The following is a 24714-nucleotide window of genomic DNA, read 5'->3' as shown; positions in this document are numbered from 1 at the left end:
TTATATGGAAACAAAAATCCGGATTAAAAAGAAAATCATCCGTATTGTACTAACACTTACGGCTATACTGTTGTTAAAAATATTATTTGCCTGGAGTAATCATTTTAACGATTTCTACTTCCATAGGTGGTATAAGTGGAGTAGCTTGGCTTTCAGACATGTAACAGGTATAGTTCCATTCAGCATTGGCGATGTAATATATACTGCCTGGATTATTGGAGGAATATTTTATTTGTTAAATCTATGTTATAAACTCGTTCGCCTCGCCTGGGAAGATACCGGTATGCTGGTACTGAAAGGCATTCATTTCCTGCTAAAGGCCTACCTTTTTTTCCTCGTGTTATGGGGAGGCAACTATGAACGGAACCCGCTCACTGCCGACACCGGCGTTGTGACCACCCGCTATAATACACAACAGCTTTACCAACTTTCAGATACACTGCTTCAATTGGTCAACCTCGAAAAAGCCAATACCGGCGACACGATGGGGGTAATGAAGGCAGATACTTCCGCTACCCCGGTTTTCCAGCGGGCAATAGCTGCCTATGCCGCAGCTGCCCATACCTGGCCCGCCCTGCAATACGAGGCGCCCAGCATTAAACCTTCCTTGTATGGTAAATGGCTGAACTATACAGGGGTAACCGGTTACCTGAACCCCTTTACGGGAGAAGCCCAGGTAAATACGACGGTGCCCGCTGTATTGGTGCCCTTTATTACCTGCCATGAAATAGCCCACCAGCTGGGATATGCACCGGAAGAAGATGCCAATTTTGTAGGATACCTGGCGGCCACCAGTATTCCGGATAGCCATTTCCGTTATGCCGCCCATTTCGATATGTTTATGTACAGCGTGCGGCAATTAGCCTATCACGATACCACCCTGGCCAAAAATATCTGGAGCCGGGTGGTGCCTGGTGTGAAAGCCGACCATAAGGCCATCATCCGCTTCTATGAAGCGTATACCGGCAAAACCGATGAATTCTTTACGGCGGCGTACGACCGCTATCTGAAAGCTAATAAGCAAGACAAGGGTATTCGCAGTTATAGTGAGGTAACGGGTTGGTTGATCGCCTACTTTAAAATAAAGCCCTAATTCATCATCAGTACGTTTACGCTACGTTGCAGGATATTAAAGGCTATCTCCGCCATCAGGTTTTCACGGTCGAGGGTAGGGTTTACTTCGGTAATTTCAAAACAACAGATCTTACGGTGCTGCATGAATTTCGCAATCAGGTCCTCTGCCTCCCGCTCTCTTAATCCATTACTTACCGGCGTGCCGGTACCTTTGGAAATGGATGCATCCAGGCTATCCACATCAAACGATACATATATATACTCGCAGTCGCTCAGGTAGCGGAATACCGATCGTGAAATGTTTTCCGGCCCTTTGCGGCGTACCTCGCTGGTGGTAATCACCTTCATCCCGTATTGTTTGATCAGGTGGTCTTCTTCCTTTTCAAAATCCCGGAGGGAAATGAATACAATATCTTCCGGCAGTACTTTGGGAGCTATTTTACCGATGTTTTTAAGCGCATTCCACATTTTGGCGGTATTCTCGTCGATATCATGCACTTTACAGTCCATATTATCTTCTGCAATAGCGGTGGCCAGCGGCATCCCATGCATATTGCCCGATGGGGTGGTATAAGGTGTATGCAGGTCGGCATGGGCATCTATCCAGATCACGCCCAGCTTAGCTTTGGGGTGGGCCATCTTCAAACCGGCAATAGTGGCGCCTGCGGTGCTGTGATCGCCCGATAACAAAACCGGGAACCAGTTGGCTTTTACCGTTTCACACACACTTTTGCTGATACGCTCATACATATTGAAAGTGCCCTTGATCCGCTTAGCATAAGGGGATTCGATGGGCTCAAATAATAGTTTATTCTCCGTTTCAATTGCTTCGGTGGGGAAGTGCACAAAAAAATTGCTCATGAAATCCAGCGCCGCAATCTTAATCGCATCTACTCCTAAACTGGCGCCCCTGGTTCCTGCTCCGATTTCTGATTTTACTTCTATTATTTTAATATTCTTCATAAAAAGATCATTATAGGCAAGCTACAGGATTTTATGTGAACGCCCAAAGCAGTGGACAGTGCAATGGTGAAAAAGTTGTATATAATATCTGAACCAAATCCAATACAGTAGAGGTATTGTAGCGATTTGTTCAATATTTCCCCGAATATGGTTGATAACATTGAATTTTAATCGCGTCATTTTTTTAGGTGCTGATTTATAAATAATTTGGACACTATTACCTATAAAATTATAACCATGGATTTTCAATTGACGGAAGAGCATCTGATGATACAGAAGGCTGCTCGCGATTTTGCCATCAACGAATTGTTGCCCGGTGTAATAGAAAGAGATGAACACCAGAAATTCCCGGCCGAACAGATAAAGAAACTGGGAGAACTGGGGTTCCTGGGAATGATGGTAAGCCCTAAATATGGGGGAGCGGGACTGGATGCAATCTCTTATGTATTGGCCATGGAAGAAATTTCCAAAGTTGATGCTTCCGCTTCTGTGGTTATGAGCGTAAATAACTCCCTTGTTTGCTGGGGGCTGGAAACTTTCGGCACCGAAGAACAAAAACAAAAATACCTGGTTCCCCTGGCCACTGGCCAGATTATCGGAGCCTTTATGCTGAGCGAGCCGGAAGCAGGTTCTGATGCCACCTCCCAACGCACTACCGCCGAAGATAAAGGAGATCATTACCTGCTCAATGGTACCAAGAACTGGATCACCAACGGTAACTCCGCCAGCGTATACCTGGTAATGGCGCAAACCCACCCGGAAAAAGGCAGCAAAGGGATCAACACATTGATTGTAGAAAAGAATATGCCCGGCGTTACTATCGGTGCCAAGGAAAATAAACTGGGTATCCGCGGTAGCGACACGCACAGCGTGATGTTCCAGGATGTAAAAGTGCCCAAGGAAAATAGAATAGGAGAGGATGGCTTTGGATTTAAGTTTGCCATGAAAACCCTTGCAGGCGGCCGTATCGGCATTGCTTCCCAGGCTCTGGGCATCGCCAGTGGCGCCTATGAACTGGCGCTCAAATACTCCAAAGAAAGAAAAGCATTTGGCAAGGAAATATCCCAGCACCAGGCCATCCAGTTTAAGCTGGCAGATATGGCCACCCGCATTGAAGCTTCCCGCTTGTTATGCCTGAAAGCTGCCTGGGAGAAAGACCATCACCTCGACTATACGCTTAGCAGCTCTATGGCTAAGGTATTCTCTTCCGAAACAGCCATGTGGGTAACCACTGAAGCCGTGCAGGTGCATGGAGGATACGGCTACGTAAAAGAATATCACGTAGAACGCCTCATGCGCGACGCCAAAATAACCCAGATCTATGAGGGAACATCAGAAGTACAACGGATCGTTATCAGCCGCGGTATACTCGCGTAGGAGAGCAGAAAGCAAAAAGCTATTGAAGCGAATTATATAAGCGAATATTTAAATATTTATCGCGCTGATCATTCGCTTCAATAGCTTTTTGCTTTCTGCTTTCAGCTTTCTGCTTACTTTTGCAAAATGGCTATTAACTTAAAAGCGTATCAGGAGGTTCTTTCCCAGCTATCATTATACCAGGCAAAACTGGTGGCCGTATCAAAAACAAAACCCGTAAGTGATATAACGGCTTTGTATGCAGCAGGGCAAAGGATCTTCGGAGAAAACTATGTACAGGAATTAACCGAAAAACAGGCAGTATTACCGGCAGATATTGAATGGCACTTTATTGGTCACCTGCAATCCAATAAAGTCAAATATATCGCCCCTTTTGTGCATACTATCCATGCGGTAGACAGCCTGAAACTGTTGCAGGAAATCAACAAACAGGCCGCTAAATACCAGCGGGTAATCCATTGCCTGTTACAGGTACATATCGCAGCAGAGGAAACCAAATTTGGTATGGATGAACAGGAGTTACAGCAACTGCTTCAAACCTATGCGGCCAACCCGGCAGCTTTTTCGCATGTACGTATTTCCGGTATGATGGGTATGGCTACCAATACTACCAATGAAATGCAGATCCATAAAGAGTTCCACCAGCTCCACCAATTATTCGGATCAGTTAAATCCACTTATTTTAACCACGAAACGTATTTTAAAGAACTGTCCATCGGCATGAGCGCCGACTACCCCATCGCCCTGCAGGAAGGGAGCACGATGGTACGTATTGGCAGCCTGCTCTTTGGAGAAAGGAACTATTCACAAAAGTAAACGTATGAAGAAATTATGGATCTACCTGGCGGGTATCGGACTGGCGGCCTGCAATGGAAATACCGCCAAACACCTGTCTAATGGCGTATGGCAGGCGAAATTGCACCGTAAAGACGGCGCAGATATCGTATTCAACTTTGATGTAAGAGATAGCATCGGTAAACCGGTGTTATTCGTGCTCAATGCCATGGATAAACTACTGGTAGACGATGTAAAGCAACAAGGTGATTCCGTGTTTATCAAAATGCCTTTCTTTGACTCGGAGTTTAAGGCAAGGCTCAGCTCCGACAGCGCATTGGAGGGTGTATGGATCAGGCACCTGGCCGACAAAGATGTGAGCATTCCCTTTACAGCAGCGGCAGGCAACGCCGACCGGTTCCCGGTAAATAAGCCGGCTGCAGCGAATGTCACCGGCCGTTGGGCAACACAGTTTGTATCTTCGAAAGAGAAAGACAAGGCACCGTCTACCGCCATCGGCGAATTTAAACAGGTAGGTAACCTGGTACAGGGTACTTTCCTGACAACTACCGGCGACTACCGCTTCCTGGAAGGCGTAGTGGATGGCGATACCCTTCGCCTCTCTACCTTCGATGGTTCCCATGCATATCTCTTTACGGCACAGGTAGGGAATGACAGCATCTCCAATGGCCGCTTCTATGCCGGAATTGGCGACGGCCTCGAATACTGGTCGGCTGTAAAAAACGACACCGCCCGCTTACCCGACGAAAAGACCATTGCTACCATGAAGCCCGGCCATGAACAGCTGGATTTCAGTTTCCCCGACCTCAACGGCAATAAGGTAAGTCTCAAAGACGACCGCTTCAAGGATAAGGTGGTAATCATTACCCTCATGGGTTCCTGGTGCCCCAATTGCATGGATGAAACCGGATTCCTGAGCAAATGGTATGAGAAGAATAAAGACCGCGGCGTAGAAGTGCTGGGCCTCGCCTACGAACGTACCCCCGATTTTGAAAAATCAAAGAAAAGCCTGGAAGGTTTCCTCAAACGCTTCGATGTAAAATACCCGGTGCTTGTTACCGGCGTTACACCGGCAGATCCTGAAAAAGGAGAGAAAACATTGCCACAGCTCACTGGTATCAAAGGATTTCCTACCACCATCTTCATCAACAAAAAAGGTAAGGTACAGGAAGTACATACCGGGTTTTCTGGCCCGGGTACCGGTGAACACTATGAGCAGTTTCAGGCCGACTTTAACCGTCTCACTACCGATATGCTCAACGCAAAATAGGTAGCGGGAATAACGGCAATTTCCCCCGTAAAAATGGATGAGGGAGAATATTTGATTAAAATATAATATAGACGCCGAAAAGCGTAAATCCTCTCTGGTAGTTGATCTCCAGAGAGGATTTACTTTTTAAGAAAATTTATTATTTCATTTCTTTCAAAAAGGTTTGAAAAATACCAGAATGTAATTATTTTACTGCTCCGTTTGACTTTTATAAATTCCATTATCTAATACGCTTATCTTATCCACCTGCCGGGACAATGTCAACTCTGAGATTGTCCTGGATAGCGTTTCCGACGATGTTTTACGTTATTAAAAACTTATTTTACACTTCTTTCGGCAGGTGGTTTCTTCTCTTTATACTTCTCATACTATAACATTTTCTTAAGAACAACGCACGCAAGGTGTGCCATTAATGGCCTGATATTTGGAAATTCCGTCTCACAGTTCGGGATGAACCATGCACGCATTTCATTTGTTTAACCATAAAAATCCAATACTATGTCTACAACAAAATTTTTAGCAGGTGCTATAGCGGGATTAACTACCGGAATCGTCATTGGTATGTTAACGGCCCCGGATAGCGGTGATAAAACCCGCAAGAAAATTAAGTCTACCGCAGACGATTGGCGGCATAAAATCAATGGTTTAATCGGGCAGGAGAAAGAAGACTTATCTGAATTAAAAGAAGTCTTTGAACATGAAATCACCGGACTGCAGGACGATGTACGTCAACGCGTGCTAAAACTGATTAATAAAAGCCAAGGTGCTTTTAACCGATTTAAGAAGGAAGCATTGTCATAAAGATTTTTGCGATAAACAGCAGCTGTTAAAAAAATGAAGCGGAGATAAACAGGTAAGTCCTTTTATCTCCGCTGCGTTTTTTTAGGAATCAACTCAGGTGAGTACTTCCCCGGTTTCCATATAATTTTTGAACCGTTTGATATCCCCGACAATCATATTTTCGAAAGCAGGATTGAGCAACCAGGCCAGGCCAGAACCTACATACCCGGCAGGAGGGCGGTAACTGATCATCACGTCTACTTCAGTACCACCATTATAGGTTTCATGGAAAGTAACCCTGCCCGCTGTGGCAATGGATGATCCGGGTAAGGAACGCCAACCCAGCAATTGACCCGGTACCTCTTTCACAATCTCTGCATCCCACTCCAGCGTGCCAATACCACCAGGGCCTTTTACGATCCAATGCGAATGGAACGGGTCTTTTTCTTCTACCGACTGCAAATGCCGCATAAATACCGGCAAATTATTCAGCTGACGCCAGAAATAATATACTTCTTCCTTGGGGTTGTCGATCGTAATGGTAGTCCGGATATTCACTGCGCCAATATGCTTATCAGCTTTCCGCTTACCCAGCAACCCATTTACCAGGTCGTTGCCGCTGATGCCCCTGTAAAGCAGGTAACCCGCGCCGAGCAACTTCAGCAAACTTTGCATGGGTTTCTTATCTACCCTGGCAATGGCATTTCCCAGCAACCAGGCTCCTGTAAAAATGGATACAATTCTGCCTTCCGGCGTTACGTTGATGATGTTGGAACCATCGTATAGGGTTCCCCCCTGAGGTGGTGCAATGTTGTGTGCTTGTTTTAAGGCATTCATATATACAGTTTGGGGAACTACCAGCGAAAACCCTGCACATTTGTTTAGCTGCTAATAAATAGTTGACTGTTAGGGAGATAAATATATACGAGCCCTGTTTCGACCTGTGGCACATCGGGTACGGTGCGTATTTTCTTACACACTCTTAACAGGTATTTTAACCGGCATTCCTATTCGCCTTGTATTTCTCTGGCCGATCGTTTATCTTAACTCATTAAATAAAAGAACATATGAAAAAAACATTGACCGCGTTATTGTTGTTAGCTGGTCTCCAAAGCGCCGCCCAGAAAGAAATAGCACCTAATAAGTGGCTGAAACTCTTTAATGGGAAAGACCTGAAAAACTGGGATGTCAAAATAACCGGGCATGACCTGAATGATAACTTTGGCAATACTTTCCGGGTAGACAGCGGTATGCTTAAAGTAAGCTATGATCACTACGATGATTTCAACGGACAATTTGGACATATCTTCTATAAAAAGAATTTCTCCGCCTACCTGTTGGTAGTAGAATACAAATTTACCGGCGACCAGGTGAAAGGCGGACCGGGATGGGCTTACCGCAATAGTGGCGTAATGTTACACGGACAAACAGCCGCTAGTATGACGAAGGACCAGGATTTCCCCATCTCCCTGGAAGAGCAACTGCTGGGTGGCAATGGCACCGATCCGCGCTCTACCTGTAACCTTTGTACACCAGGAACCAACGTGGTAATGAATGGTAAACTCATCAAAGAACACTGCATCAGCTCTACTTCCAAAACCTATCACGGCGATCAGTGGGTACATATTGAAGCCCTGGTACTGCGCGATTCTGTGATTAAACATATCGTAGAAGGAGATACGGTCATCGTATATAATAAACCCCAGGTAGGCGGTGGCTCAGTGTCACACGCGAAACCCGAGTTACTGCAGGAAGGCCGTTTACTGACAGAAGGATCTATCTCCCTGCAAAGTGAAAGCCACCCCGTTGCTTTCAGAAAGGTAGAACTCTTCGACCTTTCTCCCTATATGAACGATCCCGTTAAACTAAATAAAATACTTCACCAGCTGCAAAACCGTAACAAGACAAAGCAGGGAAAGTAATAATATTCATTTGAAGACGAGGCCTTGGTGGTCTTGGCGGTCTGGAACGCCGGGGCGGTACACATGCTGCTGCCAAAAGTAATAAACAGACAGTCACGACTGGCAAGGTTTTGTTTTTCATATGTCCTAAGTTTATGATGAAGAAAATAAAATCCGCCGTTGTTTTCCTATCTACCTTTATCAAATAAAGGCAAATCCAATACCATTTATGCCCGCTTATGGCTAACTTTGTGCCCTCGAAAAGAATAGCATGGAAAATTGTACCCTCTACACGCATGAAACAAACATGCAGCAAGTGTTAACCCACCTGCAAACACATTTCGGAGAAAAAGGAGTGAAGATAACCGGCCCCGCCCATCAATGGGAACAGTTAATGGTTACCACCGGGAAAACACTCTTCCGTAAAGGCAATAGCCTCACATTTACTTATCGTCAGCGGGCTATCCCAGGCTACCAGCTGGAACACAACGATGACCCGGTAGTCACTAACCTGCGCGGTATGTACGGATTTGTACAAGGACTGCCTGCCGATAATTCGAAATTGAAAGAATTGCTGTTGGCAAAAATAGCCACGCTGAATACTGAAATCGGTATTGTGGGTGACCCGGCTTTCACCGAAGAAAACAAAACCGTAATCCTGGAGCTGGCCCAGAAGCTGGATGGCATTTTCTTTAGTGGAGATACCACCATTTTTAAAACAGACGTACAAGGCTTTTGGGATAAAACCGGGGCATTGTTGCTCGATGTAAATGGCCGCTCTACTGCTACAGCGCTCCCGGTAAATATCGATGCTAAATATTTTGACGGCGAGCGAACGGCTTCAAACCAGGCATTGGCGCGGCGGGAGCGCAATATTGCGCAACTTAATGCCATGAACGTGCCGACCATTGCATGGCTACCAGCCATTGAAGACGAGTTGACCGTGCAACTGCGCACCACCCGCGAAGTAGCTATCCGCGCAGCCATATTGGCGGCTATTAATACAGTGGCTTTTGGTTATATAGAAGCGCCGGAAATTATCGGTTACCTGCAACGTTACCACCTCTGGGAACACACCACGGCTGGTGAAAAAGCCTTCCTGGCCGATCCGCAGGAAGAATTAAGAAAAAGAGAAACCTGGAAATGTGAAGATATCTGGGTGCTGCTATGGGCATTGAAGAAAATACCGGCACTGGGGGAAATGGATGCACTCTGTGATCTCAATATGGTGCCACAGGACGTATTCCCATTCCGCGGACCCGACGTAGATCCGGCGGCCTTTTTAGATGCAGCAACGGAACTACGTTCGGCAACTGAAATACTCGATGCCAACGATCTGTATTACCGCGCCGATTGGGCCTGTGTGAATGCCCGTGTAAAAAAAGAGCCCTCGCCGCTACCACCAGGCCTGATTTATGAAAGACATTATGCGCTAAACTGGTTGATTACCTACAGGAACCAGGAGTGGGACGATGTTAGCTGCGATACTTGATAGAGCGGAAAGCATAAAGCAAAAAGCTATTGTGAAGAATGACCAAAGCGAATTTTAAATACTCGCTAAGTTCACACGCTACAATAGCTTTTTGCTTTATGCTTTCCTCTCTACATTAGCTGGCGAATATATTTAACTGGTGCACTACCATAACTCAGGAATTTTTCATTAAATGTTTTCAGGTTGTAGTCCTTGCCCTGCAACTTTTTATAAGCATCCCGCAGGTCCATGATTTCCTTGTACCCGGTGAAGTAGCTGGTCAGCTGTACACTGGTAACACTCACCCTTTTCCATTTTCCTTCCGCTTCAGCTGCCTGTTGGAAAGCTTCTTTAGTCAACAGGTGAATGGCGTCTTCTTTACTCATATCTTTCACGTGAACGCTGTAATCCAGTATCGTATTACATACCGTGCGCAGGTTCCATTTGTACCACATCAGCCACATTTCCGGCTCATCGTGGCCATAGCCATTGTCGAGCATCATTTGCTCGGTATACACAGCCCATCCTTCAATCATAGCGCCATTGCCCATCAGTGATTTAATGAGACTGGGTGATTGGTTGGCATATACCAGCTGGGTATAATGCCCTGGTATGGCTTCATGGATATCCAGGATTTGCAGGATGTATTTGTTGTACTCGCGCAGGTAACTTTCTGCTCTTTCTTTAGGCCACCCTTCCAGGCTGCCTACATTGTAATAAGTATTGCCACCCTTGTCGTACGGGCCGGGGGCACTGATGGAAGCACCGGCTACACCGGCCATATATGCAGGCTCTTTACGCACCACCAGTGGTTTGGTGGAATCTAAATACAAGAGGTTTTTTTCCTTGATAAAGCTTATCAGCACGGGTATTTGCTTTTCAATGGCCGATTGAAATTCTTCCGGCTTCACGTGTTGTACGGAAAGCGTGTCTATCATACGTCCTACCAGTTCGAGCGAATCCGCCGGCATGGGCGCCCGTCCAAAATATTTCGGCCACAGCTGGCGGCTGATCTTTGTCATTTCGCCATGTACAAAAGCTTTCCGCTGTAGCGCTGCTTCATAGATGGCGGTGGCGCTGGAAGAAGATTGTATATCGAATTTAAATTTCTGTTCGTATAAAGCCTTGCCCAACCGGAAGCTCCGGGGATGTTCTGGTTTCAGCGCTTTCAGCCAGCCTGCATAATCATGGATGGCTTTGGAAGCTGCTTGGGCGCTGGCCAGCATAGTGGCCTGTTCTGCGGCGGGGATACTGGTTTTCTTCAGGGAATCGGCAAAGTCTTTCTCAAATACAGACGCTCCGCCATTGTTTTGATCGATGGCCAATGCGGTGAGTTCAGGTACCGGATCTTTCACTCTTTTCTTAGCTGCTTCGTAATAGGCCGGTACCTGCTGTAACCTGGCGGCAAAGCTGCGTAACCGCGATTCCAGTGGTGCATAGTTTTCGTTCAGTATAAATGCGAACGTGCTGCTTACATTGTAGCCAGCGGGGTCCCACTCGTTGCTCTTCAATTCATTCACGGACCATTGAACGGATTGCAGGTAATTTTGGATGAGCTGATAATCGATTTTGTTGGCATCGTTTAAAGTGGCCAGGTCAAAAGATTTCAGGGAATCCAGTTGTTGTTGTGCAAAGGCCAGTTGTGCCTGCGTAGCGGAGCTGTCAGGAACGATTAAAACGGAGTCGTACTTGTGGTAGCCTACACTGGTAGCCCAATCGGGATTGTGTTTCCACAAGGCGTCGATAAACCGTTGTTCATAACTGTTGAAGGCGATGTTGGCTATACTATCTATGCCATTTTTCTGGCTTCCGCCACCGCCGTTGTTACACGACGCCAGGGCTGCTGCTGCAGTAGCGTAAAGGAGGAGTTTTCTCATGGTGTTAGCTGGTTGTTGTGGGTGCCTGGTTGTTTCAAAGCTGACGTAATATACTATTTAATTATTTTCTTTATTTTTGCGGCTCATTGATTAAACACGATTAACACTTGAGCCATGTAATGTCACAGGCATATTAATTTATTCCTTTAGCCGTTCCGTTCCGGAACCGGCCTGTGATACGATTGTTTAATTCAAACCCTGATAACATGGCAATTTCTCAAAAATATGGCCGTACCTGGCATTATCCGTTTTCGCCCGGCACTACCAGCGATGACCGCATTCAACATGGCTACTGGCCGCTGTTGCAGCAAATCCCGGTGCTGATTCACACGGAAAAACTGGATGGTGAAAATAATTGTCTTTCCCGCCACGGTGTCTTTGCGCGCTCACACGCGGCGCCCACCACATCGGCATGGACGGAAAGCATACGCCGCTATTGGCAAAGTATTAAGAATGACCTGGGCGACCTGGAAATTTTCCTGGAGAACCTGTACGCAGTACATTCTATCGAATACCGTCACCTGGATCACCATTTCTATGTATTTGGTATCCGTGAGGGGCACCGTTGGCTCAGCTGGGAAGAAACCAGGTTTTATGCCGCTATGCTGAACTTACCGGTGGTACCGGAAATAAAGCGGGTAACCCCGCCGCCTGCACGAAAAGATTTCGAACAGGATATCATGGCGCTGGTGAACGGCCGTGGTACCTTCGAACCCTACGATGTGCATACCAGTCAGCCTACTACTATAGAAGGGATAGTATCACGCAATGCCGATGAATACGCGGTGAGCGATTTTGCAAATAATGTGTTTAAATACGTCCGGAAAGGGCATGTTAAAACCGACCAGCACTGGACCAGGCATTGGCGCCGTGCTAAATTAAATCATGAAGGAGGTAACTATGTGGCAATTAAGTGAACATAAAGACTGGACCCGGCTGGAGCAGGACTTCGAATGGGTAAGGGTAATGCAGGAGGTGCCACAGGATGCCCGGCATCATGCCGAGGGGAACGTGGCCGTACATACGCAGATGGTGCTGGCTGCCCTGGCGGAACTGCCCGGTTACCAAGCGTTGTTGCCTGCAACCCGGGAAATCATGTGGGCGGCCGCCCTGCTGCACGACGTGGAAAAATACAGCACTACGGTAGTGGAGCCCGATGGTAGTATCACCTCGGCAGGACATGCCCGCAAAGGAGAAGCACGTACCAGGCAAATCCTTTACCGGGAAGTGCCTGCACCGTTTGCCATACGCGAACAGATCGCCAAACTGGTACGCTATCACGGCCTGCCGCTATGGGTATTCGAAAATCCGGATCCCCGGAAAGCTGTTATCAGCGCCAGCCTTGAAGTAAATACCGCCTTGTTGGCATTATTGGCCAGGGCCGATGCCCTCGGGCGTTATTGCACCGACCAGGAGGCACTGCTGTATAAAGTAGATTGCTTTGAAGAGCTGTGCCGGGAAAACGATTGCTGGGGACAACCCCGCGCTTTTGCTACCAGCCAGGCGAAAATGCATTACCTGTATAAAACAGGCAGCTCGCCGGACTATGTACCGTTTGAACAGCCGCAAACATCGGTGATTATGATGAGCGGCCTCCCCGGTGCGGGAAAGGATACCTATGTACGGCAACATTTCCCGCACCTGCCGGTCATCTCCCTGGATGATATCCGGCAAGAGATGAAAATAAAGCCCACCGATAAAAGCGGCAATGGTACAGTGATCCAGGCCGCGAAGGAATCGGCCAGGATATATCTCCGTAACAAACAACCCTTTGTATGGAATGCGACCAACATTACCCGCCAGATGAGGGAACAGTTAATGGGATTGTTTAGTATTTACCAGGCAGAGGTAACGATTGTATATGTAGAGGTGCCCGCAGCAAAGCTGTTACAGCAAAATAAACAGCGGGAGGCAGTAGTGCCGTTGGCGGCCATGGAGCGGTTGATCAATAAGCTGGAAGTACCGGCCATTACAGAAGCGCACCACGTGAAGATCATAGCTGTGGAGTAATGCGCCCAAAGAAGCGGAAGGCAGAAAGCGTAAAGCTTTTTGCTTTACGCTTTCTGCCTTCCGCTTTACTTAAAATTCGTTGCGCCACATCATGCTTTCAACCGGCTTTACCGTGCGGCCATTATATTTGGCGTTGCCTTTCCGGTTGTAGAGTGTTTCTACTTCTCCTTCCACCACAAAATAAATCAGCTGGCCAATGGGCATACCGGCGTATATACGCACCGGTTGGGCGCAGGAAATTTCCAGGGTCCAGGTATTGCAGAAACCCACATCGCCTTTACCGGCGGTAGCGTGGATATCGATACCTAAACGGCCTGTGCTGGACTTACCTTCCAGGAAGGGAACATGTGCATGTGTTTCGGTATATTCTTCTGTTACGCCCAGGTACAGGGTGCCTGGTTGTAAAACATAGCCTTCTTCAGGTATTTCGAAATGCTCTATTTCATTGTGTTTCCGCGCATCCAGCACCCGGTCTTTATAGGTAGCCAGGTGCTTGCCCAGGTGTACATCATAGGAATTGGTACCCAGGTATTTCCGGTCATAAGGAGCAATAACGATAGTGCCTTTTTCAATTTCCTCCAGGATCCGTTTGTCTGACAAAATCATCTTAGTCGTTTGGTTTTAGTGAGCTGTAGTGTTAGCTTTTGATTTTCAGCTGTTAGGGTTTCGTTAAAGACGAAGCGCCAAAAACTGTTTTTTCTGCTTTTTTGCTTTAATTTGGCAAGATATGCCATTAATACGAACGATACAAATTGAACCGGAAACCAGGCTGGGAGTATGGAAGATCACAGAGACAGAAGACTTTTTCCGGCAGCAGGTAAATATCAGTCCCGCTATCCATCACCCGCATAAACGGCTGCAGCATTTTGCGGGAAGATACTTACTGGTAATGCTTTTTCCGGAATTTCCAGTGCACGGTATTATGGTTACAAACAGCCGAAAGCCAGTGCTGGCCTGCAATAGCTATCATTTTTCCATTTCCCACTGTGGCGACTATGCCGCGGCTATTGTGAGTACTAAAGCGGCGGTAGGCATAGATATTGAAGAAGTGAAGCCCAAAATTGAAAGGGTATCACATAAGTTCCTCGGCCAGGCAGAAAGATCGTTTATAGACCCGGCACATGACCTGGCCCACAAAACCATCTGCTGGAGCGCCAAAGAGGCCATGTTTAAATGGTATGGCCTGGGAAGTGTTGATTTTAAAGAAAATATGCGGCTGCATCCCTTTGTTTATCAACAGGCTGGTTTTATTACTGCCGATTTTAACAAAGAGGATACAAATACCCGGTTATATTTGCAATATATTATGGAAAATGACCTATGCCTGGCATGGACTAATCCTGCGTGAGGAAAGGATTTATTAAGCACTGTTGCGTTATTTATGAAGATATATTTACTAGGTTTTATGGGCGCCGGCAAATCCTACTGGGGGAAACAGCTGGCAGATCACTGGCAGCTTCCTTACTACGATTTGGATGAAGTAATTGTAGAGGCAGAAGAAATGGCCATTGCCGACATCTTTGCCACTAAAGGGGAAGATTATTTCCGGGAGCGCGAAAGTGCACTGCTCCGGGAATTGTCTGAACAGGAAAATTTCCTAATCTCTTGCGGAGGTGGTACTCCCTGTTTCCAGGAAAACATGGACTTTATGAATGCACATGGGACTACCATCTGGATCAATCCTTCCCTGGAAACCATGGTAGAACGGCTGGAGCGCAAAAAATCCAAACGCCCGCTGATTGCCGACCTGGAAGGTGAAGACCTGGTTGGATTCGTGGAAAAGAAACTGGCAGAGCGACTGCCCTTCTATCAGCAATCACAGCACATCATTTCATCGGATAATATTTCATTGGATACCTTTACGCAAAATTTCTAGTATGCATAAGAGTTTTTTAGTTTGGGCGGCAGTATTAGGCGCATTGGCAGTTGTCTTAGGTGCATTTGGTGCACATAAGCTGAAAGAGCTGGTGCCTCCGGAAACTGTATCTACTTTTCAGACTGGCGTTACTTATCAGTTTTATCATGTTTTTGCGTTATTAGCTACAGGAATTCTTTTTGCACAACTCCCCGGCGGCCAGTTGGAATGGGCAGGAAGATGTTTTATTATTGGCATACTCCTGTTTTCTGGATCACTATACCTGCTTACAGTATTGAAAATGACAGGTAATGTTGGATTAAGAGGTATTGGTATTCTCACCCCCATTGGTGGTGTATTCTTTATAGCAGGTTGGATTTGCTTGCTGTCAGGCATTCTGAAATTAAAAGCATAAACAGGAGCTTTGTATGTTTAAAGGTTTTTGGGTGTTAATACTGGGTTGCCTGGTAGGTTCAACGACAATGGCACAGGATAACCCGGCGATGACCGGTAAGTGGTATGGGGTCTTTAAACTGTACTATGGCGAAAAGAAAAGGGTGATAGTCGATTTGCAGCCCGATGGCGCCGGGTACACTGGGCATCTACAGTTGCCCGACCTGCCTGAGTCAGAAACGCTGGATATCGAAACGGTCGTATACAGGAAAGACACGCTGCTATTGCGTATTAGTGAAGTTGGATTTGCCTACTCCGGCGTATGGGATGCCGTGAACCGACAATTTAAAGGCATCGCCAGTTTTGGAAATGATAAAGGCGCACTGGACCTGGGAAAGAAGGAAGTGACGAAGGAAGAGCTGTATCACCGGCCACAGGAGCCTAAACCACCGTTTCCTTACCTGACACAGGAAGTCAGGTTTAATAATATCAAGGATAAAGTATCTTTATCAGGAACCTTTACCCGTCCGGCAGCTCCCGGGAAATACCCGGTAGTGGTGATGTTAAGTGGCTCCGGGCCGCAGAACCGGGATGAAGAAATTGCCGGGCATAAACTTTTCCTGGTATTGGCCGATTATTTTGCCCGTAATGGCATAGCTTCACTGCGGTACGACGACAGAGGCGTGGGTAATTCCACCGGTGTGTATGATTCCTCGTCCATTTACGACTTCGCTCACGATGCTATTACAGCAATGGGGTATCTGAAAACGAGGACGGATGTGGATGTAGCTAATATAGGACTGCTGGGACACAGTGAAGGCGCCATGATTGCGGAAATTGCAGCGGCCAACAACCCACTGGTGGCATTTGTGATATCTATGGCCGGTCCGGGCCTACCCGGACGCGAACTGGTAGACCGGCAGCTGGCCATTAAAAGTAAACTGGCGGGGGATAGCGACAGTGCCATTATTGCCAGTCAGAAACGGCTGAAGCCCTATTGGGACCTGCTGGCCAGCGATCGTGACCTGGCTTCCCTGAAACCAGCAGCTGAAGCCATGCTCAGGAAATTATACCAGAGCTCCAGCGAAGAAGAGAAAAAACAGCTTACGGAAGACGAAATGGTACAATCTACCGCTATGACGCTAACACCGGAAGCTATTTCTATATTGCGCTTTAAACCGGCCGAATACCTGAGGCAGATCAAATGCCCGGTTATGGCCATTAATGGTACAGAAGACATACAGGTAGATGCCACGGCTAATCTGAATGCTATCAGCCGCTCTTTAAATGAATATGGTAATCTGCTGACGACAATACGTAAATTTGATGGACTAAACCATCTGTTCCAACGTTGTAAAACCTGTAGAGAAAGTGAATATGGAGAACTGGAACAAACCATTGATCCCCTGGTGCCGGCATTTATTACACACTGGATCTTACAGTTGTAATTGACCACCCAGGTAATCCCAAATTGAAGTTACACTGCTGTCACCGTTTAGTATCAGTCATTATACTGAAGGCTCGCAGCTGGCAGTAACAGCTAAAAGCTAATTATGTCCAGGAATAAACTGAAAACCGAAAAACCGGAAAACAAGAAACCGAAAGGCGCCGCACCTAGTCCCGATGTGTTGAAGAAAGACAAGGAGCCTGAGGTAAAAGTAAAAGAGCTCGTAAAAGATGAACGTACCCACAAAGTCATGGGGGTATTCTTCCTCTTACTGTCTGTTTACTGCTTTATTGCATTCACTTCTTACCTGTTTACCTGGGAAGACGACCAGGATAAGATATTTCATTATTCTACCCGGGAATTATTTTTCGGAGATGTAAAAGTCGATAACCTGCTGGGCCGCCTCGGCGCTTATGTATCGCACAACTTTTTCTTTTATGGGGTGGGTATTGCAGCCTACCTGTTTTGCTATTTCTTCTTTATCATTGGCATCAACTTTATCGTAGGCCGGCGCGTATTCCGCGTTTGGCGCAATGTAAAGTATATTCTCTTCGGCCTGCTCTTTATCAGTATGGCAATGGCGTTTGTTGCCGGTGGTAATAACTTCCCCTGGGGAGGCGCCCTGGGCGATGCCCTGAATAAATGGACTACCGGTTTTGTAGGCAAAACCGGTACAGCGCTGTTACTCCTGGTAGTGGGCTTTTCCTGGTTGATCTGGAAATTTAATTTCAGCTTCAAATGGCCAGAGAAGAAAATCAAACCACCGAAACCCATGCCGGCAGCTACTCCTGTTGCGCCCGTACCACAGGCAGCCACTACTGCTACGCCGGTAGCCGCGAAAGAAGATCCGCGAAAAAATGGACTCAAAGATAATGGGGTGATGGTGATCCCGCCACACCTGGAAGATGAAGAAGATGAAGAAGGACTGCCACCATTGCAACTGGTAGAAAAAGAAGACATCACCGTTATCCCTTCCCATGCGCCCTACATGCCGCCAGCAGCGGCTCCTGTAGCAATGCCCGAATCGGAAGAAGCATTTGACGATGAATTATCTCTCGAAGAGGAAGAAGAAGAGGAGGAAGAAGACCCCGGACCACTACTGTATATAGAAGAAAAAGTAGAACCACCGCTTCCACCGCTGAAGAAAAAGAATGAGCCGGGTGAAGTAGCCTTCGAAATAAAACCCACCTACCAGGACGAAGAAGATGAGGTAGAAGAAGTAGTACCTTCCCGCCCCGTGGAACCTGTTGATCCTTTTGATCCTTCGCTGGACCTGAGAGACTATAAATTCCCTACGCTGGACCTGCTGGAGAATCATAATGCCGATAAGGTAATTGTTCAGGACACTACAGAACTGGAGAAGAATAAGAACCAGATCATCGACACGCTCAAGAACTATGACATCTCCATACAGAAAATCAGTGCTACCGTAGGCCCTACAGTTACCCTGTATGAAATAGTACCGGCTGCCGGTGTACGTATTTCCCGGATTAAAAACCTGGAAGACGATATCGCGCTGAGCTTATCGGCATTGGGTATCCGTATCATTGCGCCTATTCCGGGCAAAGGTACCATCGGTATAGAAGTGCCTAATGTGAAGAAGTCGATCGTATCGCTGAAGAATATGCTGGCCTCGGAAAAATTCCAAACCAGTACTATGGACCTGCCTATTGCCATTGGTAAGAAAATCGACAATGAAAACTTTATTGCCGACCTGGCTAAAATGCCTCACTTGCTGATGGCAGGTGCCACCGGTCAGGGTAAATCGGTAGGTATCAATACGCTGCTGGTATCGCTGCTTTATAAAAAACATCCTTCCCAGTTAAAGTTTGTATTGGTAGATCCGAAAAAGGTAGAACTTTCCCTTTATAAACTTATCGAGAAGCATTTCCTGGCGAAACTGCCAGGTGAGGATGATGCCATCATTACCGATACCAAAAAAGTAATCCATACCCTCAATGCGCTTTGTATTGAGATGGACCTGCGCTACGACCTGCTGAAAGAAGCAGGCACCCGTAATATCCGGGAGTATAACGGTAAATTCACCCAACGGCGCCTGAACCCGCTGAAGGGGCATCGTTACCTGCCATTTATCGTCCTGGTAGTGGATGAGTTCGCTGACTTGATTATGACGGCCGGTAAAGAGGTGGAAATGCCGATTGCCCGTTTGGCGCAGCTGGCCCGCGCAGTGGGTATCCACCTGATCATTGCCACCCAGCGCCCGTCGGTTAACATTATTACCGGTACCATCAAGGCTAACTTTCCGGCCCGCGTGGCTTTCAAGGTGTCGTCTAAAATCGACTCCCGCACCATCCTCGATATCGGCGGCGCCGAGCAGCTGATAGGACAGGGAGATATGCTCGTGTCGTTCAATGGCGAGCTGGTGCGCCTGCAATGTGCATTCGTAGATACGCCAGAGGTAGAGAGCGTGGCAGAATTTATCGGCAACCAAAAAGGCTACCCCGATGCCTTCCTGTTACCGGAATATGTAGATGACAAGGATCCCGACGGCAAGGAGCTCAGCATCGCCGACCGCGATCCGCTGTTTGAAGAAGCTGCCCAGGTAATCGTTACCACCCAGCAGGGATCTACGTCTTTGTTGCAGCGCCGCATGAAACTGGGCTACAATCGGGCAGGCCGCCTCATGGACCAGCTGGAAGCTGCTAATATCGTAGGCCCCAATATGGGAAGCAAGGCAAGGGAAGTGCTGGTAAGGACCGAAAGTGAACTTCAGGAAATCCTTAATAATTTGTTATAATATATTAAGGCATTCGGAATTTATTACCCATTTTCAGGAAATATATAGACTTTTGCACCCTGTAAAAGAACCAACAAGGTTATACCGGCATGGCATTTGCCTAGCCAGGGTAGCACAAACTAAAAAAAATTACGATGAAGAAATTTGTATTAACAGGAATGTTGTTGAGTGGTATCATTTTCAGCGGCATGGCACAATCTAAAGGAGCTTCAGACCCCAAGGCAAAGACTGTTTTAGATGGTGTTAGTAATAAATTCAAGTCATTAAAAACAGTAGTAGCCAATTTTATATTAAAAGTAGAAGGCGCCAATAACAGCGTAACCGATTCAAAAAAAGGAACCGTATACCTGAAAGGAGCTAAATACAAAGTAACCTTACCGGGACAGGAAATTATCAGTGATAACAAAACTTCCTGGACTTACGCTAAAGATGTAAACGAGGTAACTGTCAACAACGTAGATCAAAGCAGTAGCGCCATGACGCCCGCCAAGCTGTTTACCAACTTTTACGACAAAGATTATCTGTACAAGCTGAACGGTGAAACTACCGAAAAAGGTAAAGTGCTGCAGAATATTGAGCTGACGCCCACCGACAAATCCAAGAACGTTTTCAAAGTGATTGTGTCTATCGACAAGAAAAACCAAAGCATTGCCAAAATGAAGGTTTTTGAAAAGAATGGCAACCACTACACTTATGAAATCACCAATTTCACGCCTAACACCAATTTGAGTGACGCATTGTTTAGCTTCGATGCTAAAAAATATCCTGGCGTTGAAGTAGTAGATCTCCGATAACATAACGCATAAAGCAGAAAGCAAAAAGCTATTGTGGAGGATGACCTTAGCGGGTGTTAAAAATCGCTTTGATCATCCTCCACAATAGCTTTTTGCTTTTTGCTTTCTGCTTTCCGCTTATTTCTTTACCTTTGGCCAGTTCAATTTAAAATTAAACAATATGGCATACGACGTAATCGTAATTGGTAGTGGGCCCGGCGGATATGTGGCTGCTATCCGTGCTTCTCAGCTGGGATTTAAAACTGCAGTAGTGGAAAGAGAGAACCTGGGTGGTATCTGTTTAAACTGGGGCTGTATTCCAACCAAAGCTTTATTAAAAACTGCACAGGTATTCGAATATACCCAGCATTCAAAAGACTATGGTATCACAGTAAGTGATGCAAAAGTAGAATTTGATGCGGTCATCAAACGTAGTCGCGGTGTTGCCGATAAAATGAGCAGGGGCGTTCAGTTCCTGATGAAAAAGAATAAGATTGATGTGTTAATGGGCAATGGTAAATTAAAAGCCAAAGGCCAGGTAGAAGTTACCGACAAAGACGGTAAAGCTACTGTATACGATGCTAAACACATCATCCTGGCTACCGGTGCACGTGCACGTGAACTGCCAAACCTGAAAATTGACGGTAAAAATGTAATTGGTTACCGCGAAGCCATGGTACTGCCTCAGCAGCCTAAATCCATGATCGTGGTTGGCTCCGGCGCTATCGGCGTTGAATTCGCTTACTTCTATGCTACCCTCGGTACCAAAGTAACCATCGTTGAATTCCTCCCCCGCATTGTACCAGTGGAAGATGAAGATATCTCCAAAGAACTGGAAAAAATATATAAAAAGAAAGGTATCGATATCATGACTAACGCCTCTGTTGAAGCGGTGGAAGCCACTGGTAACGGTGTAAAAGCAAAAGTAAAAACCCAGACCGGCGAAATTACCCTGGAAGCAGACGTGGTACTGAGCGCGGTAGGTATCGCTGCCAATATCGAAAATATCGGTCTGGAAGGACTGGGTATCAAAACCGATAAAGGCCGTGTACTGGTAGATAAATACTACCAGACCAATGTTCCGGGCGTTTACGCTATCGGCGATATGGTTCCTGGTCAGGCACTGGCACACGTAGCTTCTAAGGAAGGTATCGTTTGCGTAGAAGCCATCGCATACAACGAAAAGAAATATGCGCACAAACCAGAAACGATCGATTACATGAACATCCCAGGCTGTACTTATTGCGCGCCTGAAATTGCTTCTGTAGGTTATACTGAAAAAGCGGCTAAAGAAGCTGGTTACGAAGTGAAAGTGGGTAAATTCCCATTCTCCGCTTCCGGTAAGGCTTCTGCTGCCGGCGCTACTGAAGGCTTCGTAAAAGTAATTTTCGATGCTAAATACGGCGAATGGTTAGGTACCCACATGATTGGCGCCAACGTAACTGAAATCATCGCTGAAACAGTAGTAGCTCGCAAACTGGAAACTACTTACCAGGAAGTGCTGGATTCTATCCACCCGCACCCAACTATGAGCGAATCTGTAAAAGACGCCATAGAAGTAGCTTACGGCGAAGCCATTCACCTGTAATAATACATTGTAAATACAGCAACAGCCGTTCTGATCTGATCAGAGCGGCTGTTTTGCTTTATCGGTTGCCGTTATTCAGCTACGACCAGCTTCTCTATGGCTGTTTTATTGCCTCCTGTGGCCCGCAGATAATATACGCCACTGGCCTTGCTCCAGTCTTTCACCCGCAAGGTAGCGGTTCTGCTACGCTGCAGGTCTTTTACATGTACCGGCGCACCCTGGTTGTTGTAAATAATCAATTGCACATTACTGTTGGCAGCAAATCCCTGTAGGGTAATGGTAAACTGGTTGCTCACCGGGTTAGGGAAAATATGTATGCGGGTATCGCCGGTACTGCTGCCCGTTTTAGCGAATGCCGGCATTAAAACGCTGCTATCCAGACTAGTATTGAGGGTACCATTACAAGACGGGGTGCTGCTCCAGGCCATCTGTGCATTAGTAAACTGGGTCCAGGTGCTGTTGATGTCCACGTTAGAAGTATCGCCGGCGCCTTTGCCGTCGCAATCATTACGTCCATTATTCGGATGAGGTACCTGCAGGTAGGTACCGTTGGTAGCACAGCTGCCGATTTCTGCGTCGCCGCCCGTTACCACGGAATTGCTGAAGGTAACACCCCATTCCAGCGCATCGCCTTTCACGTTAACATTACCGGAAACGGTACAGTTGGTGAGCACGGCATTGTCGGTAATTACTGCACTGCCAGTATAGGAACCTCCGTAAATGCTGGCATTGCCGCTGATGGCAACGGTATTGCCTACGATGGCATTTTCTACCCAGGCGTTGCCGGTAATCTGGGCTGAACCGGTGATGTTGGAGGTACCCAACACTATGGCTTTGGGGCCCACATAAGCCGTAGATGCCACGCTGGCGCTGTTGGCAACCCATCCACCTCCGTTCGCATGTGTGTGCCCGTTGGTTTTGTAGGCAGCGCGGAAGGTGCTCTGGTAACCTTCAGGTACGGCGTTGGCTATACGGAGCTCATAAGGATAACGCCTGATCTTGGGCCATCCGGGTTCCCATACGTAACTGGTGTGGGTAGTAGGCGCCCCCATCACCACCAGGTACAGCTGACTCTCATTACTGTTCATCGTGAAACTGATCTCGCTTTCGTTGGCCGTAGCAGTGGCGCCATACCGGGAAATGGTGCCGTCGGCCAGGGTGGCTACAAAGCCGTATCGCCAGCCAGCTGTGCTGTTGACCTCCGTATGCCCTTTGAATTTCACAGTTACGTTACGGCCACTACAGGTCGTATACAGGGGAATGATATTATAACCATAGTCTTGCGGAGCACTGGCATCATCAATCTTATATCTCCCGGTGCTGGCGCTTATTTGTTGCAGCATGGTGTATAAGCGCCAGATATAATGCGGTTCCTGTGTTTTGAGGCGATCGCGCTCCGCTTTATAGATAGCCCCGAAGTTATTGACAGTGTAATCGCACGCCACTTCTCTTTTGGCGTAATCAAACATAAAATTGTTGAGCTGCGCCTGTGTCCAGCTTTTTAACCGCCGGTAGGTCATCAGCGGGTGTTCGCCGGCGGATGAACTGGTACGGATAGATTCTTTCCATAGCCGGTTTACCATGGTAATACCATCTACCTGTTGCATATACCACAACATTTTAAAGGCATCGTAATGATGGCGTGTAGAGCTGTAATGGAACATGCTGGTAGCCATCCACCGGGGAAGATCGTCGTTCGCAAAACGGGGATACATTTGTGTGCGCATAAAGTTGGCATGGGTTTCCCAGAAGAAGCCGGCCGGCTCATAATCATTGAAACCGCAGTTGGGGTTTTCCTGGATCGCAATCATGGCCTGCAAACTGTGTGTGAGTTCGTGACTGGTAACCCCGCCATCGCGGGTGGCATTCGGATGCACCCACATAGCGCCAATGGTATTGCCATAGGCACCGCCAAATGCCCAGCCACTGGGCCCTCCACTGCCCCAGGTATCATTCATTACAATAATGAGTTTATACTTTCCCAGGTTCTTGGTAGCGGTATCAGAACAAAAGCCGATTTGCGCAATGTATTTGGTGTAAATTTTTTCCAGCGTATCGCAGACTGCTACGGGATTAAAAGCCAGGTTGGGATCACTGTAGGATGCGGGATCTGTGCCTACTACATTTCCCCAGAATACAACAAAGTTGGCCGACTGGTAACTTCGAGACCAGGACCAGGTGGAGAGATAAGGATCAGTGCTGAATTCTGGTGGAATATAGACCGTTTTTTGAGCGGATAGCATCGTAGTCATGAACAAACAGGCAAGAAAGGATAGAACTTTTTTCATACGTTAATTGGTTTGTGTGGTTTGGAATTATAATTCAGAAAATTGGTTGATATAAAAGGGGATACCTGCCACAGTAAGGGAGTCGGGTGCACGG

The 24714-nt window shown here is 47.0% G+C and carries 21 protein-coding genes; 16 read left to right on the top strand and 5 right to left on the bottom strand.

The genetic code is table 11. The features are described 5' to 3' along the window. The first annotated feature begins 4 nt into the window (after window positions 1-4). Window positions 5-1093, top strand: coding sequence for a DUF3810 domain-containing protein (locus tag HGH90_RS27270; RefSeq protein ID WP_169192342.1), 1089 nt, complete (start codon window positions 5-7; stop codon window positions 1091-1093). Here the strand turns inward: HGH90_RS27270 and HGH90_RS27265 are convergent. Then, the gene (locus HGH90_RS27265) at window positions 1090-2037 is read right to left on the bottom strand and encodes an arginase (RefSeq protein ID WP_145672811.1); all 948 of its coding nucleotides are present in this window, start codon (window positions 2035-2037) and stop codon (window positions 1090-1092) included. The two genes, HGH90_RS27270 and HGH90_RS27265, sit on opposite strands and share 4 nt — an antisense overlap. A 237-nt stretch (window positions 2038-2274) precedes the next feature. Here HGH90_RS27265 and HGH90_RS27260 point away from each other — a divergent pair, with 237 nt between their 5' ends. The 4 genes from HGH90_RS27260 to HGH90_RS27245 all read left to right on the top strand — a co-directional run bounded on the left by HGH90_RS27260 (window position 2275) and on the right by HGH90_RS27245 (window position 6280). Beyond that, window positions 2275-3414 carry an acyl-CoA dehydrogenase gene (locus tag HGH90_RS27260; RefSeq protein ID WP_168767208.1) on the top strand — a complete coding sequence of 380 codons (1140 nt, stop codon included), beginning with the start codon at window positions 2275-2277 and terminating at the stop codon, window positions 3412-3414. Window positions 3415-3540: 126 nt separating this feature from the next. Next, the gene (locus tag HGH90_RS27255) at window positions 3541-4230 is read left to right on the top strand and encodes a YggS family pyridoxal phosphate-dependent enzyme (RefSeq protein ID WP_169192341.1); all 690 of its coding nucleotides are present in this window, start codon (window positions 3541-3543) and stop codon (window positions 4228-4230) included. Between the two features lie 4 nt (window positions 4231-4234). After that, on the top strand, window positions 4235-5479 hold the full coding sequence (locus tag HGH90_RS27250; protein ID WP_169192340.1) for a peroxiredoxin family protein: 1245 nt from the start codon (window positions 4235-4237) through the stop codon (window positions 5477-5479). Window positions 5480-5977: 498 nt separating this feature from the next. Next, window positions 5978-6280: a YtxH domain-containing protein gene (locus HGH90_RS27245; RefSeq protein ID WP_168767205.1), complete on the top strand. Its 303-nt coding sequence runs from the start codon at window positions 5978-5980 to the stop codon at window positions 6278-6280. A 93-nt stretch (window positions 6281-6373) separates the two neighbouring features. Here the strand turns inward: HGH90_RS27245 and HGH90_RS27240 are convergent, their stop codons facing one another. After that, the gene (locus HGH90_RS27240; protein ID WP_168767204.1) at window positions 6374-7096 is read right to left on the bottom strand and encodes an SRPBCC family protein; all 723 of its coding nucleotides are present in this window, start codon (window positions 7094-7096) and stop codon (window positions 6374-6376) included. Between the two features lie 230 nt (window positions 7097-7326). Between HGH90_RS27240 and HGH90_RS27235 the strand changes: the two genes are divergently transcribed. After that, on the top strand, window positions 7327-8181 hold the full coding sequence (locus HGH90_RS27235) for a DUF1080 domain-containing protein (protein WP_168767203.1): 855 nt from the start codon (window positions 7327-7329) through the stop codon (window positions 8179-8181). A 250-nt stretch (window positions 8182-8431) separates the two neighbouring features. After that, window positions 8432-9652, top strand: coding sequence for a DUF4272 domain-containing protein (locus tag HGH90_RS27230; protein ID WP_169192339.1), 1221 nt, complete (start codon window positions 8432-8434; stop codon window positions 9650-9652). Window positions 9653-9762: 110 nt separating this feature from the next. Here HGH90_RS27230 and HGH90_RS27225 read toward each other — a convergent pair whose 3' ends face one another. After that, a complete protein-coding gene (locus HGH90_RS27225; protein ID WP_169192338.1) occupies window positions 9763-11508 on the bottom strand; it encodes a DUF885 domain-containing protein in 1746 nt (581 codons plus the stop codon). Window positions 11509-11714: 206 nt separating this feature from the next. Between HGH90_RS27225 and HGH90_RS27220 the strand changes: the two genes are divergently transcribed. Both HGH90_RS27220 and HGH90_RS27215 read left to right on the top strand, forming a co-directional pair. Continuing rightward, window positions 11715-12425, top strand: a complete 711-nt coding sequence (locus HGH90_RS27220) for an RNA ligase family protein (RefSeq protein ID WP_169192337.1) — start codon at window positions 11715-11717, stop codon at window positions 12423-12425. After that, complete coding sequence (locus tag HGH90_RS27215) at window positions 12394-13518, top strand: ATP-binding protein (RefSeq protein ID WP_248277077.1); 1125 nt, start codon at window positions 12394-12396, stop codon at window positions 13516-13518. The genes HGH90_RS27220 and HGH90_RS27215 overlap by 32 nt, the downstream gene beginning before the upstream one ends. 69 nt (window positions 13519-13587) lie before the next feature. Here HGH90_RS27215 and dcd read toward each other — a convergent pair whose 3' ends face one another. Beyond that, window positions 13588-14124 carry a dCTP deaminase gene (dcd, locus tag HGH90_RS27210; protein WP_168767199.1) on the bottom strand — a complete coding sequence of 179 codons (537 nt, stop codon included), beginning with the start codon at window positions 14122-14124 and terminating at the stop codon, window positions 13588-13590. A gap of 121 nt (window positions 14125-14245) precedes the next feature. Here dcd and HGH90_RS27205 point away from each other — a divergent pair, with 121 nt between their 5' ends. From HGH90_RS27205 to lpdA, 7 genes are all read left to right on the top strand, one after another. Next, window positions 14246-14866 carry a 4'-phosphopantetheinyl transferase family protein gene (locus HGH90_RS27205; RefSeq protein WP_169192336.1) on the top strand — a complete coding sequence of 207 codons (621 nt, stop codon included), beginning with the start codon at window positions 14246-14248 and terminating at the stop codon, window positions 14864-14866. A gap of 33 nt (window positions 14867-14899) precedes the next feature. Continuing rightward, window positions 14900-15394 carry a shikimate kinase gene (locus HGH90_RS27200; protein WP_168767197.1) on the top strand — a complete coding sequence of 165 codons (495 nt, stop codon included), beginning with the start codon at window positions 14900-14902 and terminating at the stop codon, window positions 15392-15394. A 1-nt stretch (window position 15395) separates the two neighbouring features. Further along, entirely contained in the window at window positions 15396-15788 is a 393-nt protein-coding gene (locus tag HGH90_RS27195; RefSeq protein ID WP_169192335.1) for a DUF423 domain-containing protein, read from the top strand. Window positions 15789-15801: 13 nt separating this feature from the next. Beyond that, window positions 15802-17214 carry an alpha/beta hydrolase family protein gene (locus HGH90_RS27190; RefSeq protein WP_169192334.1) on the top strand — a complete coding sequence of 471 codons (1413 nt, stop codon included), beginning with the start codon at window positions 15802-15804 and terminating at the stop codon, window positions 17212-17214. A 105-nt stretch (window positions 17215-17319) separates the two neighbouring features. After that, the gene (locus HGH90_RS27185; RefSeq protein WP_169192333.1) at window positions 17320-19971 is read left to right on the top strand and encodes an FtsK/SpoIIIE family DNA translocase; all 2652 of its coding nucleotides are present in this window, start codon (window positions 17320-17322) and stop codon (window positions 19969-19971) included. A 134-nt stretch (window positions 19972-20105) separates the two neighbouring features. Further along, complete coding sequence (locus HGH90_RS27180; RefSeq protein ID WP_168740942.1) at window positions 20106-20765, top strand: LolA family protein; 660 nt, start codon at window positions 20106-20108, stop codon at window positions 20763-20765. A gap of 160 nt (window positions 20766-20925) precedes the next feature. Next, window positions 20926-22332, top strand: a complete 1407-nt coding sequence (gene lpdA, locus HGH90_RS27175; protein WP_169192332.1) for a dihydrolipoyl dehydrogenase — start codon at window positions 20926-20928, stop codon at window positions 22330-22332. Between the two features lie 71 nt (window positions 22333-22403). On the opposite strand, the gene HGH90_RS27170 is transcribed toward lpdA, so the two are convergent. Further along, entirely contained in the window at window positions 22404-24620 is a 2217-nt protein-coding gene (locus tag HGH90_RS27170; protein ID WP_169192331.1) for a DUF6055 domain-containing protein, read from the bottom strand. Window positions 24621-24714: the final 94 nt, after the last annotated feature.

This window comes from Chitinophaga sp. Ak27 (genome assembly GCF_012726295.1).
Classification (GTDB): domain Bacteria; phylum Bacteroidota; class Bacteroidia; order Chitinophagales; family Chitinophagaceae; genus Chitinophaga.
Note: the sequence above shows the minus strand (reverse complement) of the source record. Positions and strands in the feature narration are given on the sequence as shown.

Bases quoted from the DNA above. Each gene is read 5' to 3' on its own strand.
- HGH90_RS27270 (WP_169192342.1), top strand. From the start codon at position 5: ATGGAAACAAAAATCCGGATTAAAAAGAAAATCATCCGTATTGTACTA.
- HGH90_RS27265 (WP_145672811.1), bottom strand. From the start codon at position 2,037: ATGAAGAATATTAAAATAATAGAAGTAAAATCAGAAATCGGAGCAGGA.
- HGH90_RS27260 (WP_168767208.1), top strand. From the start codon at position 2,275: ATGGATTTTCAATTGACGGAAGAGCATCTGATGATACAGAAGGCTGCT.
- HGH90_RS27255 (WP_169192341.1), top strand. From the start codon at position 3,541: ATGGCTATTAACTTAAAAGCGTATCAGGAGGTTCTTTCCCAGCTATCA.
- HGH90_RS27250 (WP_169192340.1), top strand. From the start codon at position 4,235: ATGAAGAAATTATGGATCTACCTGGCGGGTATCGGACTGGCGGCCTGC.
- HGH90_RS27245 (WP_168767205.1), top strand. From the start codon at position 5,978: ATGTCTACAACAAAATTTTTAGCAGGTGCTATAGCGGGATTAACTACC.
- HGH90_RS27240 (WP_168767204.1), bottom strand. From the start codon at position 7,096: ATGAATGCCTTAAAACAAGCACACAACATTGCACCACCTCAGGGGGGA.
- HGH90_RS27235 (WP_168767203.1), top strand. From the start codon at position 7,327: ATGAAAAAAACATTGACCGCGTTATTGTTGTTAGCTGGTCTCCAAAGC.
- HGH90_RS27230 (WP_169192339.1), top strand. From the start codon at position 8,432: ATGGAAAATTGTACCCTCTACACGCATGAAACAAACATGCAGCAAGTG.
- HGH90_RS27225 (WP_169192338.1), bottom strand. From the start codon at position 11,508: ATGAGAAAACTCCTCCTTTACGCTACTGCAGCAGCAGCCCTGGCGTCG.
- HGH90_RS27220 (WP_169192337.1), top strand. From the start codon at position 11,715: ATGGCAATTTCTCAAAAATATGGCCGTACCTGGCATTATCCGTTTTCG.
- HGH90_RS27215 (WP_248277077.1), top strand. From the start codon at position 12,394: ATGAAGGAGGTAACTATGTGGCAATTAAGTGAACATAAAGACTGGACC.
- dcd (WP_168767199.1), bottom strand. From the start codon at position 14,124: ATGATTTTGTCAGACAAACGGATCCTGGAGGAAATTGAAAAAGGCACT.
- HGH90_RS27205 (WP_169192336.1), top strand. From the start codon at position 14,246: ATGCCATTAATACGAACGATACAAATTGAACCGGAAACCAGGCTGGGA.
- HGH90_RS27200 (WP_168767197.1), top strand. From the start codon at position 14,900: ATGAAGATATATTTACTAGGTTTTATGGGCGCCGGCAAATCCTACTGG.
- HGH90_RS27195 (WP_169192335.1), top strand. From the start codon at position 15,396: ATGCATAAGAGTTTTTTAGTTTGGGCGGCAGTATTAGGCGCATTGGCA.
- HGH90_RS27190 (WP_169192334.1), top strand. From the start codon at position 15,802: ATGTTTAAAGGTTTTTGGGTGTTAATACTGGGTTGCCTGGTAGGTTCA.
- HGH90_RS27185 (WP_169192333.1), top strand. From the start codon at position 17,320: ATGTCCAGGAATAAACTGAAAACCGAAAAACCGGAAAACAAGAAACCG.
- HGH90_RS27180 (WP_168740942.1), top strand. From the start codon at position 20,106: ATGAAGAAATTTGTATTAACAGGAATGTTGTTGAGTGGTATCATTTTC.
- lpdA (WP_169192332.1), top strand. From the start codon at position 20,926: ATGGCATACGACGTAATCGTAATTGGTAGTGGGCCCGGCGGATATGTG.
- HGH90_RS27170 (WP_169192331.1), bottom strand. From the start codon at position 24,620: ATGAAAAAAGTTCTATCCTTTCTTGCCTGTTTGTTCATGACTACGATG.